Origin of the sequence: Streptococcus sp. 2021WUSS126 (assembly GCF_044427255.1) — a bacterium.
GTDB lineage: Bacteria > Bacillota > Bacilli > Lactobacillales > Streptococcaceae > Streptococcus > Streptococcus hashimotonensis.
On record NZ_JAOTGI010000008.1, the window covers coordinates 20851 to 38977 of the forward strand.

At 43.1% G+C, this 18127-nt stretch carries 13 protein-coding genes and 3 pseudogenes; 9 read left to right on the forward strand and 7 right to left on the reverse strand.

The genetic code is table 11. The features are described 5' to 3' along the window. Positions 1-11: 11 nt before the first annotated feature. The gene (locus tag ODU39_RS04880; RefSeq protein ID WP_398580018.1) at positions 12-959 is read right to left on the reverse strand and encodes a serine hydrolase domain-containing protein; all 948 of its coding nucleotides are present in this window, start codon (positions 957-959) and stop codon (positions 12-14) included. Beyond that, positions 956-1744 (reverse strand): CppA N-terminal domain-containing protein, encoded by a 789-nt coding sequence (locus ODU39_RS04885; RefSeq protein WP_398580019.1) that lies wholly within the window; start codon positions 1742-1744, stop codon positions 956-958. The genes ODU39_RS04880 and ODU39_RS04885 overlap by 4 nt, the downstream gene beginning before the upstream one ends. 128 nt (positions 1745-1872) lie before the next feature. On the opposite strand from ODU39_RS04885, the gene ODU39_RS04890 reads away from it, so the two are divergent. Continuing rightward, on the forward strand, positions 1873-4140 hold the full coding sequence (locus ODU39_RS04890; protein WP_398580020.1) for a Xaa-Pro dipeptidyl-peptidase: 2268 nt from the start codon (positions 1873-1875) through the stop codon (positions 4138-4140). Between the two features lie 71 nt (positions 4141-4211). On the opposite strand, the gene ODU39_RS04895 is transcribed toward ODU39_RS04890, so the two are convergent. Continuing rightward, complete coding sequence (locus ODU39_RS04895; protein ID WP_398580021.1) at positions 4212-6542, reverse strand: G5 domain-containing protein; 2331 nt, start codon at positions 6540-6542, stop codon at positions 4212-4214. Between the two features lie 129 nt (positions 6543-6671). Next, on the reverse strand, positions 6672-7841 hold the full coding sequence (locus ODU39_RS04900; protein WP_398580022.1) for an SIS domain-containing protein: 1170 nt from the start codon (positions 7839-7841) through the stop codon (positions 6672-6674). A 550-nt stretch (positions 7842-8391) separates the two neighbouring features. On the opposite strand from ODU39_RS04900, the gene ODU39_RS04905 reads away from it, so the two are divergent. The 5 genes and pseudogenes from ODU39_RS04905 (at position 8392) to ODU39_RS04925 (ending at position 9782) form a co-directional block, all read left to right on the forward strand. Continuing rightward, positions 8392-8613 (forward strand): AbrB/MazE/SpoVT family DNA-binding domain-containing protein, encoded by a 222-nt coding sequence (locus tag ODU39_RS04905; protein WP_044758555.1) that lies wholly within the window; start codon positions 8392-8394, stop codon positions 8611-8613. Continuing rightward, on the forward strand, positions 8610-9017 hold the full coding sequence (locus tag ODU39_RS04910) for a type II toxin-antitoxin system death-on-curing family toxin (RefSeq protein ID WP_044758554.1): 408 nt from the start codon (positions 8610-8612) through the stop codon (positions 9015-9017). The genes ODU39_RS04905 and ODU39_RS04910 overlap by 4 nt, the downstream gene beginning before the upstream one ends. A 20-nt stretch (positions 9018-9037) precedes the next feature. Continuing rightward, positions 9038-9175: pseudogene (locus ODU39_RS04915) on the forward strand (plasmid replication protein); the annotation flags it as partial. 41 nt (positions 9176-9216) lie between these two features. Further along, a pseudogene (locus tag ODU39_RS04920) lies at positions 9217-9405 on the forward strand (site-specific integrase); the annotation flags it as partial. Between the two features lie 77 nt (positions 9406-9482). Continuing rightward, positions 9483-9782: a YbaB/EbfC family nucleoid-associated protein gene (locus ODU39_RS04925; protein WP_023369155.1), complete on the forward strand. Its 300-nt coding sequence runs from the start codon at positions 9483-9485 to the stop codon at positions 9780-9782. A gap of 39 nt (positions 9783-9821) precedes the next feature. On the opposite strand, the gene ODU39_RS04930 is transcribed toward ODU39_RS04925, so the two are convergent. The 3 genes and pseudogenes from ODU39_RS04930 to ODU39_RS04940 form a co-directional block, all read right to left on the reverse strand. After that, positions 9822-11582 carry a glycerophosphodiester phosphodiesterase gene (locus ODU39_RS04930; RefSeq protein WP_398580023.1) on the reverse strand — a complete coding sequence of 587 codons (1761 nt, stop codon included), beginning with the start codon at positions 11580-11582 and terminating at the stop codon, positions 9822-9824. Between the two features lie 245 nt (positions 11583-11827). Continuing rightward, the gene (locus tag ODU39_RS04935) at positions 11828-12322 is read right to left on the reverse strand and encodes a DUF536 domain-containing protein (protein WP_012774919.1); all 495 of its coding nucleotides are present in this window, start codon (positions 12320-12322) and stop codon (positions 11828-11830) included. A 169-nt stretch (positions 12323-12491) separates the two neighbouring features. Then, positions 12492-13891, reverse strand: a pseudogene (locus ODU39_RS04940) (glycoside hydrolase family 1 protein). Positions 13892-14128: 237 nt separating this feature from the next. Here ODU39_RS04940 and ODU39_RS04945 point away from each other — a divergent pair. From ODU39_RS04945 to ODU39_RS04955, 3 genes are all read left to right on the forward strand, one after another. Further along, positions 14129-15304 (forward strand): NAD(P)/FAD-dependent oxidoreductase, encoded by a 1176-nt coding sequence (locus tag ODU39_RS04945; RefSeq protein ID WP_398580024.1) that lies wholly within the window; start codon positions 14129-14131, stop codon positions 15302-15304. A gap of 468 nt (positions 15305-15772) precedes the next feature. Then, positions 15773-16471: an ATP-binding cassette domain-containing protein gene (locus ODU39_RS04950; RefSeq protein WP_105242949.1), complete on the forward strand. Its 699-nt coding sequence runs from the start codon at positions 15773-15775 to the stop codon at positions 16469-16471. Positions 16472-16480: 9 nt separating this feature from the next. Next, entirely contained in the window at positions 16481-18103 is a 1623-nt protein-coding gene (locus tag ODU39_RS04955; protein WP_398580025.1) for a hypothetical protein, read from the forward strand. Positions 18104-18127: the final 24 nt, after the last annotated feature.

An 18127-nucleotide genomic window follows, 5' to 3' on the forward strand; every position in this document is an offset into this window, starting at 1 on the left:
TTCGAAGAATATTAGTCAATAGCCTCTTCTTCCTCCAGAACTTGCCGTATCAGAGCCATGACTTGGTTTCTATCCAACTTCCACTGGGCCCGCTCATCCTTGTCAAAAGTACGATTCGAGAGAAAAATCGCAGCTTTCTGCAAGGGACGATTATACATGATAAAGGTCCCCGTATAGCCTGTGTGCGACAACCAGTCCCCCTTCTTATCCCAAGCCAGCGACCGCTTGCGATTATCATCAAAACCGTAATCCTGCGTTAAATTCGCCGCAAAGTCAGCCGTCAGATAGTGTTCCAAAAAGATTTCCAAATCTTTGACGGTCGAAAAGAGACCTGCACTTCCCGCGTGGAGGCCTAGGACACGCGCCTTGGGATCATGCACCACACCTGCTTTGACGTCACGCACCGTCGGCACCGCCTGACTGACTGGTCCAAAGGAGGTTTGGGACATGCCAAAGGGCTCTAGAACGTCTCGTCTGATAAGCTGGTCCAGACCGTCTCCACCTATTTCCTCCAACAAAAAGCCCAGCAAGAGAAAATTAATATCTGTGTAGAGGAAATCTTTCTTATCCGTTACGGTAATCTTCAAAATCGCTTCCTTGAGCTGGTCGGCGTCCAGACTATCCCTATTTGGAATAAAGGGATCGATACCACTAGTATGGGTCAATAATTGCCGAATGGTGACCTCACTATCCGCAAAAGCTGGATAATAAGACTGCAAGGTCCTATCTAGCTCCAAAGCTCCGCTATTGACCAGAAAAGTCGCAAGAGTCCCTACTCCAACCACCTTGGAAACAGATGCCAAATCATAGGTCAAACCTGCCTCAACCGGCGTATGCCCATCTTGAGTCCCTAGATAGTACTCCTGCCACTGACCGTCAGAAAAAAAAGCCAGACTGGCACCAGGATATACTCCTTGCCCAATCTGCTCTGAAACCTTGTCTAAAATTACTTGTCTCATTTTTCGAACCACAATTCAATACCACTTGGATCTACCGTTTGGATAAAGCTTGCTTTTTTATCTTTAAAGAATGGTTTTTCCAACTGGCTTTCCAAATGCGCCCAATCAAAGTCCTGCTCGACAGGAAAACGCAATCCTTCTAAATCCCAAACTTGTTCCGCAGGAGTTAATAAATCTTCACCTTCTGCTCCAACAAAACGCAAAAAGGCTTGTTGAGGTAGGATAGCCTCATAATAATCTTGGCTAATACTAGCTTGTGGGGTATTAATCCAAATAGACTCCACTGTAAAAGTAGTCAGACCAGAAAAGTCATCCTGCACCTTAAATGGAACAGGTGGAAGGATTTCTTTTAGGTCATCAACAGATGCTTCCGCATGTAAAAGAAAGGTATCTCCTTCTGGCGAAACAGCTTCAAAACCATAGCCATTTTTTCCTTGATAGAGCTTACTATACTGTGAACCTTGCGCCAGCAAAGCTTCAATTTCAGAGGCATTATCTACTTTTATAACAATTTTATTCAGTTTTTTAAGCCCTTCGACAGCACGGGTGCGATTACCAGGAGATTCTGTCAAAACAAGCTTCGTTTCTGGACTTGTTCTATCTCCAAAATCAGCAAAAGGACCATCTTCGAGCTTGGTTTTCATTCCTAGATTTTCTTCTAAAAATCCTTGGTTAATAGCCCTATTATTAATACGTAAAATAGGGACTATAGCTTCATTTTTTCTCAACACGATACATTTCAACTCCTCAGTCATTCTACAATATTGTATAAAAATTTTCATCATTTTACAAGTAATTGTATCGTTGTTTTATACATTAATATCTCTATATATACTGATAATTTTTAGACAAACATTGACTTATCCGATATAATAGCTATTATAGACTATTATCCTAAAAAAGAGGAGAATTTATGCGTTTTAATCAATTTTCTTTCATAAAAAAAGAGACCTCTATCTGCTTGCAAGAACTTGATTCTCTGGGATTTCAACTGATTCCTGATGCAAGTAGTAAGACAAATTTAGAAACCTTTGTCAGAAAGTGCCATTTCCTGACAGCAAACACCGATTTTGCCCTGTCCAACATGATTGCGGATTGGGACACAGATCTGCTGACCTTCTTCCAGTCTGACCGTGAGTTGACAGACCTGATTTTCTATCAAGTGGCCTTTCAGTTGCTAGGCTTTGTGCCTGGTGTAGATTATACAGATGTCATGGACTTCGTGGAGAAAACCGACTTCCCGATTGTCTATGGGGACATCATCGAAAACCTCTACCAGCTACTCGCTACTCGTACCAAGTCTGGAAACACCTTGATTGACCAGCTAGTTAGCGACGACCTAATCCCAGAGGACAATCGCTACCACTTCTTCAACGGTAAATCTCTGGCAACCTTTTCAACAAAAAACCTTATTCGTGAAGTGGTCTATGTCGAAACGCCTATCGATACGGCTGAGACTGGGCAGACAGATATTGTCAAGGTTTCCATTCTCCGTCCTCACTTTGACGGGAAAATCCCTGCGGTGATTACCAACAGTCCTTATCATCAAGGAGTTAACGATGTAGCCAGCGATAAGGCCCTGCATAAGATGGAAGGGGAATTAGCACAGAAACCTGCTGGCACCATTCAGGTCAAGCAGCCCAGTATCACCAAACGAGACTTGGACCAGCGGGACCTACCTGTCAGCCCTGCCACTGAAAAACTGGGCCACATCACTTCTTACTCCCTCAATGACTACTTCCTCGCTCGTGGCTTTGCCAGCCTCCACGTGTCTGGCGTCGGTACGCTGGGCTCGACGGGCTATATGACATCTGGCGACTACCAGCAGGTAGAGGGCTATAAAGCGGTGATTGACTGGCTGAACGGTCGCACAAAGGCTTACACAGACCACACTCGCTCGCTTGAGGTCAAGGCCGATTGGGCCAATGGTAAGGTAGCGACGACGGGACTATCTTATCTCGGTACCATGTCCAATGCCTTGGCAACAACTGGCGTGGACGGATTGGAAGTCGTCATCGCAGAAGCAGGGATTTCCTCTTGGTATGACTACTACCGTGAAAACGGGCTGGTGACCAGCCCTGGCGGCTATCCAGGCGAGGATCTGGACAGCTTGACCGCCTTGACCTACTCCAAGAGTCTGCAAGCAGGCGACTTTCTCCGCAATAAAAAAGCCTACGAAAAAGGACTGGCTGCCGAGCGTACTGCCCTGGACCGCACCAGCGGCGACTACAATCAATACTGGCATGACCGCAATTATCTGCTCCACGCAGACAAGGTCAAGTGTGAGGTGGTCTTTACCCACGGCTCACAGGACTGGAATGTCAAGCCTATCCATGTCTGGAATATGTTCCATGCCCTACCTAGTCACATCAAAAAACACCTCTTCTTCCACAACGGTGCCCATGTTTACATGAACAACTGGCAGTCTATCGACTTCCGTGAGTCCATGAACGCCCTGCTCAGTCAAAAACTGCTGGGCTACGAGAATAACTACCAACTGCCAACGGTTATCTGGCAGGACAACAGCGGTGAGCAAACTTGGACGACCTTGGATACCTTTGGCGGTGAAAACGAGGCTGTCTTGCCACTAGGTACTGGAAGCCAGACCGTTGCAAATCAGTATGCCCAAGAAGATTTTGACCGCTACGGCAAATCCTACCCTGCCTTCCACCAAGACCTCTATGCAGGCAAGGCCAACCAAGTCAGCATTGAACTGCCTGTAACGGAGGATCTCTTGCTCAACGGACAGGTCACGCTGAAACTCCGTGTAGCTTCTAGTGTAGCCAAAGGCCTCTTATCTGCTCAGCTATTGGACAAGGGAAGTAAAAAACGCCTAGCCCCAATCCCTGCGCCTAAAGCAAGATTGAGTCTAGACAACGGTCGCTACCATGCCCAAGAAAATCTGCTGGAATTGCCTTATGTGGAGATGCCGCAACGCTTGGTAACCAAGGGCTTTATGAACCTGCAGAACCGCACCGACCTGATGACTGTCGAGGAAGTGGTGCCAGACCAGTGGATGGACCTGAGCTGGAAACTGCAACCGACTATTTACCAATTGAAAAAAGGCGATGTCTTGGAGCTGATTCTCTACACCACCGACTTTGAGTGTACTGTTCGAGATAATTCTCAATGGCAAAGCCACCTTGATTTAAGTCAATCACAGTTAATTTTACCGTACTAATATTTGATTTTCAGCTCTAAAAAGAGGCTGGGCGTTTCCGCCCGGCCTCTTTGTTGCTATTTCATAATGATTTAGATTTGATCTTTAGATTTTTTGTTTATAGCTGTAGCGACTACTGCCAAGCTAATTCCAGCTAAACCAAGGCCTACTAAGGCTAGGTTATTGCGTTGTTCACCTGTTGCAGGTAGGGTTGCTTTGTTTGCAGAAGGTGCGCCTTTATGACTCATTGTCGGATTCGATTGTACTGAAGGAGTTGTTTTTACTTCTTCTTTCTTCATTTCCAAGCTACCTTTTACAAGGATACGGTTTTGACCTTCAACAACAGTCTCTGATAATAGGTTGGTTGCGACAACTTTACCATCAACTATGACATCTTGATAAACAGATACTTTTTTACCTGCTTTTCCTTCTTGAAGAAGGTATGATTTGCCAAGCGCTAGGCTTGCATCATATCTGATTTCTTCTTTGATAGGGAGAGCTTCTTCTACCTTGCGTTCTTTTGTTGTGAAGTCTAGCTTTGGTTTTTCCGCTGTTTTTGGTGCGACTTCTGGAACTGCTGTCTTAGGTGCAGAGTCTTCCGCTTTTGGTTGCTCAGCCTTTGGCATTCCCTCCTTCGGCATGTCTTCCGCTTTCGGTTGCTCCATTTCTGGTTGCTTAGCCTCTGGCATCTGTTTGTCAGACTCTACTTTATCAGTTTTCGGAGCTTCCATTTGTGGTTTGTCCACTTTTGGTGCTGGAGTGTCTGGCATTTCTGATTTCGGTTCTTCCATTTGCGGTTTGTCCATTGGAGTTTCCGGTACTGGGGCTGGAGTTGGAACCTCTTCCTCGACTTTTGGTGCTGGAACATCTGGCATTGGTGCCGGAACTTCGTCCTCGGCTTTCGGTGCTGGAGCTTCTGGAATTGGAGTCGGAGCTGGTGTGTCCTCCTCGGCTTTCGGCGTGATGTCTGGTGTTTTTTCCACCAAAGTGCCTTTTGCAATCAGGCGGTTGACTGGTTCTTTACGGTCTTCTGAAAGAAGTTTACTTTCAATGACTTTACCTTCAACAATCACATCTTGGTATTTCTTAACCAATTCGCCTTTTTGACCTTCGCGAAGAACCTTTGTCTGACCAAGTGGCAAACTAGCATCGTCTTGTTCTTCCACCATATAATCCAAAATTTCTTGCTCTACTCGCTCTTTGACAGTAAATTCTAATTTTGGTTTTTCAGGCGCTGTCGGTGCAGTATCAGGATGTTTCTCTACCAAAGTACCTTTAGCAATCAGATGATCAACTGGGGCTTTACGATTTTGGGAAATAAGGGTACTTGCAACAATTTTATCTCCAACAATCACATCTTGGTAAGTCTCAGATGCTTCGCCTCTCTCACCTTTTTGTCGTTCCACTTTCTCACCAAGTGGCAAGTTTGGATCGTCTTGCTCTTTCGTTTCGAAATCTAAAAAATTATACGTTGTTCGTTTTTGAACTTTAAAATCTAGTTTTGGTTTTTCGGCTACTTTAGGCGCTGTATCAGGAACTTTCTTTTGGAGGTTCTTACGTTCTAATTCTTCACCTCTTTTCACAATTCTTTCAACGGATTGCTCTACTTTATCAACATATGCCTTAAAAGTGTTCCCTCCTTGACTAGCATAACTGCCGTTATCTGATTGTTCCAAATTTGTACGGTACTCATTCTTAATAAACTCATCATCAGAATATTTCTCAAGATATGGTGCAACTTGACGTGTAAATCGCTCCATCTTGATTTGATTTCCAAATTCAAATAAACTCTCATGTACTTTTTTTATTTCAGCACTATCTTCTTTAAGAGTTAGAACACGATCCATTTCCCTTTTCCCAATCTCTGAGAACTGTTCCCATAATGATTTTTGATACCAATAAACAGAAGCATCATACTCGGTAAACACTTCCAATTCTTCTAACTCTCTTTTCACGTCTTTTAGAAGATTTTGAACCTCTTGAAGAGGTGAGCTTTTAACTTCGGTATTCTCTGATACTCCTTCCTTAGCTTCGCTTGTGAGGGCTGCTGGGGCAGGAGTTGGTTCTTCTGATTTTTCAGGTTCAGAGGCTACATTTTGTTCAGCAGACTTCACTTCTGGATCTGCCTTTTCAGCAACTGGAGTTTCTGATATTGCTGGAACTTCTTCCTTAGCTTCTGGCGCAACTTTTGATTCAGAATTTATATTCTCTGTACTTACTGTTCCAGTAATCTGGACTGTTGGCTCTGTTTCACTCGTTGGCTGAGCGACTTCAACTTGAGTGGGTTCCGAAGCTACTGTCGTCGCAAAAGCGGTTGGTGTCGAGACTCCCGCCCCAAGTAAGCAAGTAGCAATTAGCACCGAGCCTACGCCGACTTTAAATTTACGAATACTATATCTGAATTTTTTATTTGCAGTTTCCATTTCTATTATCCCTAATTATATTTTATTATATAGAATTATTATACCATGATATTCGAGTGAGTGGGTGTGTTTTTTATGTGTTAAAACTCTACCGAATAGCTCTATTTCTTCATCATTGAATAGATGTAACTATTTTTCTAGAGGATGTATAATCACACCCTGCACTACACGGTTGACGGTGCCTGTTGGTGATGGTGTATCCGGCAAATTCTTGCATTTTACCGCTGCCATGATGGATACCGTTTGGGCAAAGATGATGTAAGGGAAGGTTAAGAAGACATCTGGCAAATCTGCTCCGCCTTCTGCCAAGACAAAGTTGGCTGCTTCTGTACCGACTAACTTATCAGCCGACAATGCCACTATCCGCTCTGCTATGCCATCACCATGGACTTCATTGAGCAAGTCTACATCGTACTGACGTGTGTAAGCGTCGTTTGAGGCAAAGAGGAAAATCAAGGTCTTTTCATTGATGAAGGATTTTGGTCCATGACGGAAACCGAGTGGCGACTCGTACATGGTCGCAATCTTGCCTGCTGTCAATTCCAGAATTTTCAACTGAGCTTCGTGGGCAAGACCATAGAAACCACCTGAACCGAGGTAAATTACTCGCTCAAAATCAAGGTTAATCAAGTCTTGCACGTAGTCTTCACGGTCCAAAACATCTTGACCTAGACGGGCAATGGTCTCAACCCATGCAGCTTTTTCTTCTTGACTGGCTGGCGAAAAGACGAGGAGGGCTGTCAGGGTCATACAGCTATAAGAGCCTGTCATGGCAAAGCCCTTATCGTTTGAACCAGCCGGTTGCAAGAGCAGGAGATTTTCAGCATCTCCTTCAGCCGCTAGTGCCAGCTTACCTTCTGGTGCACAGGTAATGGTTACTTGATACAATTTATCTACCAATTGCTTAGCGACTTCAACTGCTGCCACACTCTCAGGTGAATTACCTGAACGAGCAAAGGACACCAGGATAGTTGGAAGATCAGCTTGTAGATAGTCATGTGGACGACTAACCAACTCCACTGTACCAATGGCAGAAAAACGAATGTGTTTCAAGTCATTGACTTGGTTGAGGTAGTTGGCAATGCTTTGACCAACAAAGTCAGAAGTCCCTGCACCTGTAAAAACAACGTGAACAAAGTCATGTTTTTCCTTGATTGATTTTAGAAAACTCTCGATTTTTTCCAATTGGTCAAGATAGAGTTGATACGCTTCCTTCCATAAGCCTGGCTGTTGGTAAATTTCGGTCGCCGTAATCATAGCTCCCAACTTTTCAAGTTCTTCTTTTGCTAAACGGAACATAGCTCCTCCTCCGTGATTTCTGGTTATAACCAGTTTTTTCTTATATTATAGCGAATTTATCCCTCAAAGTCAATTTAAAATAGATTAATATGTCAAATTTATGTCCAATATTGCCGACTAGAACTTATTTTGAGAAGGTAGAGCCTTTCAAAAAAATTCACAATCATTATTGGACGCAAAAAATAACCAATTTTCCTGATAGCTACCACCTTCTGTACTTTGCAGCCTATTCTGCAAAGTTAGAAGATTGATGTTTTCAGTCATTGATCATTTCTGAAATTTTCTTCTTTTACGAATAACGAAAGTAAAACAAGTAGCTAATTACAATATAAAAAATATAGTTTGATCAACAACCCGATAGTGGTTGGTAACGCCCTATATTGAAATCCCAAGTTTTTACTACGTCTTTTACTAAGTTATTTACTATTTTATTGCATTGTACCCAAAATTGCGAAAAAGTCTGAAATAAAACAGACTCTGTTAAATTATTTACTTTTAATTTTTGTATACATCTTGTATAATGTATTTACAAATATAGGAGGTAAATACAATGAATGTTCTGCTACGAAAAACAGGCAACAGCACTGTTATCACTATCCCAAACGCTATTAAAGAGGCACTTGGCGCAGAAATTGGTGAAGAAATCGAATTCGTCACTTCTGGAAGTAATGTTATCATTCGTAAAGCTGAGCCAAAATTTGATTTTGATAGAGAACTTGAAAAAGCCATGAATCAATACGATGAATTATTGAAAGAGTTAGTAGATAAATGAAATACCTGTCCGCTGAAGACATTATCAAAATCAATGTTATGGTTATCGGAAAGTATTCTCCTAAAGAACCAGTAGGAATCGCTGACCTAAATAGCCTTCAAATGATTATCGAACAACCAAAGCAAGAAATTTTTGGAAAAGTACTTTATCCGGATATCTATAGCAAGGCTGCAATTATCTGGATAAATCTAATCAAGAAACACCCATTCTATAATGCCAACAAAAGGACTGCTGTACTTGCTTTACACATGTTTCTAGCAATGAATGGTTTTCAGTCAAATCTCTCATTAAGCGATGGACTGGAAAAGACAATCGAGATTGCTACGTTTCAAGGTGATTTTGAGGAGTTAAAGGATAACGTTATCCAGTTCTTGAAAGAAGAAAATCGAGTGTATAAAAAATAGAAAAGTGGTTATTGACCAAGAATAAACGGATTGGGCGAGTCCCAATCAAGACTATTGAAGACATTCTAGGCTTTGAGTTATCTCCAAAACATGATATAATTACTAACGTACGAGAAGATACTGCTCTTGATCAAGGAGTTTCAAATGGCAGTAATTAGACAAAATAATGAGAAATGGAAGGTAGATATTAGTGATGGATGATTTCAGACATTCTCATGCTGCGTTCCCAGTTTCCCAAGGTTTACGTAATGGAGAATGTAAAGACTATATTTTCTTTACTTTGATGAAACGATTGGGTCATTCCTCAATCAACACTACAATAAATGTATACTCGCATTTATTTCCAACCCAACAAAAAGAAATTGCTTCTGCCTTTGAAAATTTTTAACAATAAGGCAAAATAAGGCAACGAAAATTTAACCAGAGGGTCTAACCCCTTGATACGAAAGGAATTTTAAAAATATTATGATGAATATGCAAAACATGATGCGCCAAGCTCAAAAACTGCAAAAACAAATGGAGAAGAGCCAAGCTGAGTTGGCTGCTGCTCAATTTACTGGTAGCTCTGTGCAGGACTTGGTTACTGCTACTTTTACTGGCGACAAGAAATTGGTTTCTATTGACTTCAAGGCTGATGTTGTGGATGCAGACGACCTTGAAACCTTGCAAGAAATGACAATCCAAGCCGTCAACGCTGCACTTACAAAAGTTGACGAGGCAACTCAGAAAAAACTAGGTGCCTTTGCAGGTAAATTGCCTTTTTAAAAAGAAAACGCGATTGGATACTCTCCTCTCGCGATTTTTTTATTCAAAATTATAAATCAAAGACTGAAATTGCTGGAAAAAGAGGTCTGGATAGCGTCGATTCTCTCTCATTTCCTCCATCAGACTTTGGAGGTCGGTCATGTTGTCAGTGATGATGCCGTCCACTTGTAGCAGCAACATCTTAGTCATACTCTCCTCATCATTTGGTGTCCAAGCATACACTGACTTACCGCGAATCCAAGACTTGGTCATAAAATTTTGATCCAGCGAGGTATACTCCATTGTGTAGCCGTCAGCAACCGTCGTCGGATAGATGGAGTTGAACGGAAGAATAAAGAAGGATACTAATTTCTCGCTATACTGCTTTATTTCAATAATGGTATGGTAATCTAATGATTGCATTTGGTGCCCTTTGGCAATCAAACGTTGACCGTATTTTTTCAAGAAATTACGGGTGAGGTTTGGTGAGTCTGCCTTGGTCACTTTAATTTCTACCAATAATTTTTGTCCTAGCTCATCCGCTTTTTCAAGATATTCATCAAAAGAAGGAACTGGAGCTGCCATGCCGTTTTCTGATGCAGTCATCCCTGTCAACTCTGCAAGAGTATAGTCATGTGTACCTCCGGGATTGCCCGTCAAAGCCAATAAATCCGTATCATGCATGACAATAAACTGACCATCCTTTGTCTCCTGAACATCCATCTCAATGTAGTCTGGTTTGAGCTGAGAGGTTTTCTCTAGGGCTTCAATAGAGTTCTGGACAGCATTGCCGTCATCGACACCTCGGTGAGAAATGGTAACCGGCAGAGTGTCAAAGGGAAAGTAGAGGGCAAGCGCTCCTTGGGTACCGAACACCAGACCAGATACGAGCAAAATGGCTAGTCGAAGGTGATGACGGAGGCGTTTACGGCGGTAGATTGGGAGTTGTTTTCCTGTTAAAAGGCTGACAAATCCCATCATGAAGAGCGCGACTACTCCGTAGTAGGCTAATTTTAGAAGTGCGTAACAGACAACTGCCAGCCAGTAAGAAGTACTTGGTACAAAATGCTCTGCTAACAGTTGCACAAGATAGAATAGTCCTCCTACTCCTGTAAATAGGAGAACTGGAAAAGTGATCAACCAAATTAGACGGAACAATGAACCGATTTGCTTTCTGCCTCTGGTCTTCTCCCAAGAATAAGCGATAGACTCCTTCACACCCCTGTGTTCAAAATAAATGTTTGGCAGAGCGTACATGAAGCGTGCCGCAAGCCAAAAGAACAAGAGGAGGAAGACCAAAATCAATATTCCTAGCCAGACTGTATTGGATAGGTAATCTACGATAAATTGGGGCACTACGATTTTATTAAAATAATAGATATTTAATACCCGGCGTAAAAATGGGAGAAGAATAACTGAGTAAAAGAGCAGAAATAGAACCTTTGGTAGGCTACTGTGACGGATAATCGCCACCATACTATCTCGTACATCCCGTAAATAGTCGGGGAGGTGCTTGACTTTTTCATCCAACAGTTGCCAAACCCCTGTGAACAATAGAGCTAATTCTAGGTAGGCAATGGCAATGTTGACAAAAAAGAGGAGAATAAACAAGCCTGTCACGAGCAGATTTTCAGCAAACACCGACAATAAATTCGTCGGTGAAAGGTAGGCATGCCCTGTCATAGCTAAGAGTCCCTCAGAAATCCATGAATTGAGCGGTATCCAAACAAATTCCATAAAGGTAAACAGGGTAAAGAAGAGCAAAAGAATCTTGTCTAGGTTGTAATATATTTTTTGAAATTCACGTTGTATCTTTTTCATGATTCTAGTGTCCCATATTCTAGCAAGAATTGCAAGCCTTCATCAAGGATGAAAGATTGAGAAAGTAATGGATGGAGTATAGAAAAAAACAAGTTCCTAAGTGGAGCTTGATTTCTTACTTTTGATTTGCTTTCCTATTTCCAGGCTCGGGCTGAAACAGTCTCTTCCCAGACTGTTTCACTCCCCCGGACCTTTATTCGCTCTCTTGTTTCCAAGCTCATGATAAAAAGGTCCCCCGGACCTTTTTATTTCCCAAACAAACGTGCAAAGAAGCCTTTAGCTTGCACTTCTTCTGCCTGTGCTTTAACTTCGTCCAATTCCAACTTGAGAACTTCCTTATCGGCCATAGCTTTTAGTGTCAATTGCTGTTGCTGATCTAACTGTTTATCCTTCTCAGCAATCTGCACATCTTTGACCTTGAGTTGTTCATCTTTTTCGGCAAGTTGCTTATCTTTGGCTTTTAATTGACTATATAAGCGGATGATTTCAGCATTTTTCTCGTCAACTAAAATTTCCATCAATTCACGATGCTTGACTTCATCGCTAATCGGCTCATCTTCAAAAATGGTTGTTTTGTAGATTTCTTCCAACTTAATCAAGCCAGCACGGTTTACAACGGTCACACCCTTGTCATTTTTATCTACAAATTCTTCAGGAAGTGATTTGACACGATTATTCATAGCCTGCCGGCTCACTCCTAAAATTTCAGCTAACTCACTGACTGTTTTTTCGATTCCCATAATATCCTCGGTACTTACATTTCTCATAGTTTGTATCATTAAAATATTACCACAGAACCCTATCCCTGTCAAATCTAGGGGAATTTTCTTACCAAGCATTAGTGGATAATCACAAACCTCAAAAGCATCCTATCTCAATGCAATGTTATGTAGAAACGAAATATACATTCTATCTAATGAAACCATTTCTAACACTCACTTGCTTGAACCAATATCCAGATTTTTTGACGGTACGCTTCTGAGTTTGGAGGTCAAGTGAGACCAAACCGTATCGGTTTTTATAGGCATTTAACCAAGACCAGCAGTCAATAAATGTCCAGACCATATAGCCCTTACAGTTCGCCCCTGCATCAATACCTTGATGGAGCTGAATCAAATGGTCTTCCATGAAGTTAATCCGATAGTCATCCTGAATCATGCCATTTTCTTCAAAAACATCCTCCCCTTCAAAACTCCCATGCCGTTCTCAGTTACCAACCATTCGATATTCCCATAGTTTTCCTGGATATTTTTGGCAATGTCGTACAGCCCTTCTTCATAAATTTCCCAGCCTCTATGGGGATTGATTTTCTTGTCAGGCTTATCATAAGGCTGGAAATATTGGGATAGGAAAGTAGCTTCTCCGTTCCATCCATCTTCTGAAGGAGCCTGCACGCGCAGGGGCTGGTAATAATTTACTCCCAGGAAGTCAACCCTATTTTCTCTGATAATGGTCAATTCCTCCTCTGTCACTTCTGGACACAAGCCGTTTTTTTCAAGGATGTCAACCAGTTCCCTCGGGTATTGTCCCAAAACAGATGGATCCAAAAAGCTTCTCGTTTGAAATAGCTCAGCAAGCCGCGCTGCCTGTAAATCTTCTGGACTCTGACTTCTTGGATAGGCAGGAGTAAGATTGAGAACAATGGAAATTTTGTGGTCTGGGTGTAGTTGGTGACAGGCCCGAACAGCCAAAGAACTAGCCAGTTGAGTATGATACGCTACGACCACAGCTGCCTCTGCATCCACCTTGCAAGGATAATGATAGCTTCCTAGATAGCCACATTCTACTGGAACAATGGGTTCATTAAAGGTAATCCAATGATCCACCAGATCTCCAAAGAGGCTGAAACACTGGCGAGCATAAGCCTCGGCCCAGACAATCTCCTTGTTTTCCCAGCCCCCCTTTTCCTGTAAGACATAAGGCAAATCGAAATGATAGAGATTGACCAAAAGCTTTATCCCACGCTTTCGAATACCTGCAAATACAGCCCTATAAAACTCCACAGCTTGCGGATTGACCTCACCTATCCCTTCCGGAATCAGACGTGACCACTGTATAGAGGTGCGAAAAATACTATGACCTGTTTCCACCAACAAATCCAAATCTGACTGGAAATGTTCATAGAAAGTCGATGTTTGTTCTGGTCCTATTTGCTGGTGAAAAAGCTCAGGTTCCTGATTGTACCAGTAATCCCAGTTATTCCACCCCTTTCCATCACCAGCTACGCTTCCCTCACTTTGAGGCCCTGAAGTGGAGGAGCCCCACAAAAAACCTTCTGGAAAACGATACTCTCTTTGCTCAGTTACCATTCTTCTACCTACTTTCTTTCATACTACAGACGGAATTGTTAGAACCTGGATTCACAATGCAGCTTCCACAAAAATACTTTGCTTGTACGTACAGGATCTTGATAAAAACTAATTTCCCTTAGTTTAAGTATACTCCCCTATCCCGTCAATGGTCTTCCGCAATTTCAAGAAAAAACTCCACAAATCATAGCAAAGACTCAAACTACTTTCTTGATGAAAATATGATACAATAAAGGCATGAATACAGTAGATACCATTATTATCGGAGCGGGGCCTACTGGCATGATGGCCGCCATTTCTTCCAGCTTTTACGGTAAGAAAACCCTGCTCCTCGAAAAAAACAAGCGTTTGGGCAAGAAACTGTCTGGCACAGGTGGCGGACGCTGCAATGTGACCAACAACGGCACACTGGAAGACCTGCTGGCTGGCATTCCCGGCAATGGCCGCTTTCTTTACAGCGTCTTTTCTCAGTTTGACAACCATGACATCATGAATTTCTTTCAGGAAAATGGGGTCAAGCTCAAGGTGGAGGACCACGGCCGTGTCTTTCCGACCACCGACCGTTCCCAGACCATTATCAAGTGCCTGGAGATGAAGATGCTGGAAAATGGCGTGGACATCCGCACAGGGACTGAAGTCGTGTCCGTTCGCAAGATTGACGACCTCTTCCATGTCAAGACCAGCGAGGAGACTTTTACAGCACCCCAGCTGATTGTCACCACTGGCGGCAAGACCTATCCCTCCACTGGCTCGACTGGCTTTGGCCACGACATTGCCCGCCACTTCAAGCTGGAAGTCACGGAGATTGAGGCCGCTGAAAGCCCTGTTCTGACTGACTTCCCCCACAAGAAGCTCCAAGGCATTTCCCTGGACGACGTCACCCTGACCTGCGGCAAGCACGTCATCACACACGACCTGCTCTTTACCCACTTTGGCCTGTCGGGACCCGCTGCCCTTCGGCTGTCTAGTTTTGTCAAAGGCGGCGAAACCGCATTTCTCGATGCTCTGCCAACCCATTCTGAACAAGATTTGTTTGAGCATTTAGAAGCCAACAGGGAAAAATCCGTCAAGAATGCCCTCAGAGAACTCATGCCAGACCGCCTAGCCGACTTTTTCGCTGAAAACTATGATGGCAAGGTCAAACAAGTTTCCAAAAAAGACCTGACTGAACTGGTCACCCTCCTCAAAGCCTTACCTATCAAGATTACAGGCAAGATGTCCCTGGCCAAGTCCTTTGTGACCAAGGGTGGTGTCGACCTCAAGGAAATCAATCCCAAAACCTTGGAAAGCAAGAAAGTCCCAGGGCTCCACTTTGCAGGCGAGGTCCTGGACATCAACGCCCACACCGGCGGCTTTAACATCACCTACTGTCTTGCAACTGGCTGGGTGGCAGGAAGTTCCTACTCTTCGTAAATCAAACTCAGACGTTGTTGACTTGATTTGATGAGTGTAAAGCTCCAGTGGAGCTTTACAGCCTGCTACCCGAAAATAAAAGGTAGCAGCGTTCTATCTACATCTGGTGTCACGAACTACGTTCGCCCTATCTCCAACCTCCAAAGGTTCCCCAAACCTTTTTGTAGCGAACTTTGTTCGCCTTATCTCCAACCTCCAAAGGTTCCCCGAACCTTTTTGTAGCGAACTTTGTTCGCCTTATCTCCGACCTCCAAAGGTTCCCCGAACCTTTTTGTAGCAAACTTTGTTCGCCTTATCTCCAACCTCCAAAGGTTCCCCGAACCTTTGGAGCTAGTCTGAGCTCGATTTCCTTTGAGTAGTACACTACTAATTATTTAATGACTGAAAAATTCAAGCAAAGCGTGCTTGAATTTTTTTGTTTATTGTTGTATGATAATTACATAACAATATAACAAAAGGAGATTGGCTATGCAACTGAAACTTTCTTCTATTTCCAAAAAATTTGACCACAAGATTATTCTGGAGGATGCTAGTTTTCAATTTGAACAAGGCAAGATTTACGGCTTGCTAGGACGGAACGGGGCTGGTAAAACAACCTTGTTTAACTGCATTGCCCGAAATCTGACCTTGGATAGTGGCTCGATTCAGTTTGTAAAAGGCGAAGAAACATTTGACTACGATAATACAGACATCGGTTTTACCCAGACCTATCCACAATTACCTGCTTTTATGACTGCCTACGAGTTTGTCCGATTCTATATGGACATTCACAAGGATAAACTCAAATCTCCTCGCAGTCCAGAAGAATGGCTAAACTTGGTCGGTATTGGAGAAGAAGACCAGCATCGCCTGCTCAAGGATTTTTCACACGGTATGCAGAACAAGGTCCAGTTGCTTCTGTCTTTGATTGTCCAGCCACCTGTCCTTCTCTTAGATGAGCCGCTGACTTCCTTTGACCCTGTGGCTGCCCACGAGTTTAAGCAGCTAATTCGGGAAGCCAAAAAGGATTCCGTCATTATATTTTCCACCCATATCTTACAACTGGCTCAAGACCTCTGTGATGAGATTGTTTTGCTCCATCACCAAGAATTGCAAGCAGTTCCGAGCGACAAACTTCACGACCCTGACTTCGAACAGGAAGTGGTTGCCTTGCTGACAGCAGATTAGGAGAAACCTATGAAAACAATATTACGTTATTCTTGGTATCAGGAAAAATATAACCTCTATCGGTCAGTCAACGGATTTTTCTACTATCTACGGAAACTGCCACTTGTGGGAAAGAGCATTCCAGAAAGTATTTTCAAGTCTTACAGCTTTAAGTCTGGTCTCTTTTTGGTCCTGCACATCCTCTCCATCCCCAGTCGCTTTCTGGTCAAGGGAATTTGGTTGCTCTTTCATTTCTACCATGCTTCTTTCTGGATGAATATGCTAGTCAACGGGGAGCTGACCTTTTGGAAAATTCTCCCAAACACTTGGCTCCTTGGCTTTATGTTCTGGCTTTTGTTTGTCGGACTAAGCTATCGTTTGGGGAAGAGCTTAGACCCTGTTATCTCTAAAGCAGATCGAGAATTTATGCAGAATTTCAGCCTGTCACAATCCAGCTTTCTTCAAAGCCAACTTTTTATCGAGCCTATCCTAACCACTATTTACTACCTGCCAGCCTTAACCATTTTTTGCATGATAACCAAGGAGTGGTTAGTTTTTCCCATTGGTTTGATGACAGTGCTGGCAGGTCATCTAGCTGGCCATGCCCTCAATCGTCTGCTCTTTGAACGTCGTATCTTTTCCCGTCGCAATTTGTGGCATTCTTGGCTATGGCTCATGATTATTTTTGTTTTATATGTTCTAGCTATCGTCTTCCGTAATAAGCTCTCACTAGGAATGCTCGTCCCTATCCTACTTATCCAACCCCTTTTAATTTGGTGGGGCTATAGCTACTTGAAGCAACAAACCAACCACCTAGACTATCTTTCCTACTGTATGGACGAGTCCTTGCAAATAGATAAGAAGATTTTTGAGATGACCAAGGGCAATGAATATACTCGCCAGGGTTTGCAGATGCAGGCAGAGCTCAGCACAGAAAAGGGAAAAGACCTATCCCACCTGTCTGGCATGACCTACCTAAACGCTCTGCTATTTGACCGCTACAAAAAAATCCTCTATAAGAAGGTGCGGAACTGGGTCTTGGCAGTAGGGGTGATTCTGGCAGCTCTGGAGGGGATTCGTTACTTTTTAGAGCCGTTTACCTTTACGGAAGCCTACTTGCTCCAATTCCTACCGCTTTCCTTCATGATTATGTATGTAGCTTCGTCGGGTAAGGTGGTCGCTCAAATGGTCTTTGTCAACTGCGATATTTCCATGCTTCACTATCCCTTCTATCGAGAAGCTAAGACTATTATCGCTGGTTTTAACTACCGATTTTTGCAGACCTGCAAGCTCAACCTGATTTTTGCGACCTGCCTCTTTTTGGCTATCATGGTACTGGGGCGGTTTGCTTTCAGCTTGGAAACCATTCTTCTGACCGCACTGCTCCTACTGAGTTTGACAGCCCTCTTTTCCTTCCACGATCTCTTTATCTACTATATCCTCCAGCCTTTTACCAATGACATGGATGTGGTCAATCCTGTCTATAAATTTCTCAGTGGTGCTCTCTACTGGGTGGCCTATCTCAACACCCGAATCAATGTAGGCAGCCACACCTATATCCTGCTGGTTTCCCTGGCTATGATTGCCTATGTTAGCATCGGTTACTGGATTTTATTGAAAAAAGCTCCGCAGACTTTTAGATTGAAAGCATAAAAACAGCCTCTCGCAAGAGAAGGC

Coding starts and splice junctions, on each gene's coding strand:
- ODU39_RS04945 (WP_398580024.1), top strand. CDS start 14,129: ATGAATACAGTAGATACCATTATTATCGGAGCGGGGCCTACTGGCATG.
- ODU39_RS04930 (WP_398580023.1), bottom strand. CDS start 11,582: ATGAAAAAGATACAACGTGAATTTCAAAAAATATATTACAACCTAGAC.
- ODU39_RS04895 (WP_398580021.1), bottom strand. CDS start 6,542: ATGGAAACTGCAAATAAAAAATTCAGATATAGTATTCGTAAATTTAAA.
- ODU39_RS04950 (WP_105242949.1), top strand. CDS start 15,773: ATGCAACTGAAACTTTCTTCTATTTCCAAAAAATTTGACCACAAGATT.
- ODU39_RS04935 (WP_012774919.1), bottom strand. CDS start 12,322: ATGGGAATCGAAAAAACAGTCAGTGAGTTAGCTGAAATTTTAGGAGTG.
- ODU39_RS04910 (WP_044758554.1), top strand. CDS start 8,610: ATGAAATACCTGTCCGCTGAAGACATTATCAAAATCAATGTTATGGTT.
- ODU39_RS04905 (WP_044758555.1), top strand. CDS start 8,392: ATGAATGTTCTGCTACGAAAAACAGGCAACAGCACTGTTATCACTATC.
- ODU39_RS04885 (WP_398580019.1), bottom strand. CDS start 1,744: ATGATGAAAATTTTTATACAATATTGTAGAATGACTGAGGAGTTGAAA.
- ODU39_RS04890 (WP_398580020.1), top strand. CDS start 1,873: ATGCGTTTTAATCAATTTTCTTTCATAAAAAAAGAGACCTCTATCTGC.
- ODU39_RS04955 (WP_398580025.1), top strand. CDS start 16,481: ATGAAAACAATATTACGTTATTCTTGGTATCAGGAAAAATATAACCTC.
- ODU39_RS04880 (WP_398580018.1), bottom strand. CDS start 959: ATGAGACAAGTAATTTTAGACAAGGTTTCAGAGCAGATTGGGCAAGGA.
- ODU39_RS04900 (WP_398580022.1), bottom strand. CDS start 7,841: ATGTTCCGTTTAGCAAAAGAAGAACTTGAAAAGTTGGGAGCTATGATT.
- ODU39_RS04925 (WP_023369155.1), top strand. CDS start 9,483: ATGATGAATATGCAAAACATGATGCGCCAAGCTCAAAAACTGCAAAAA.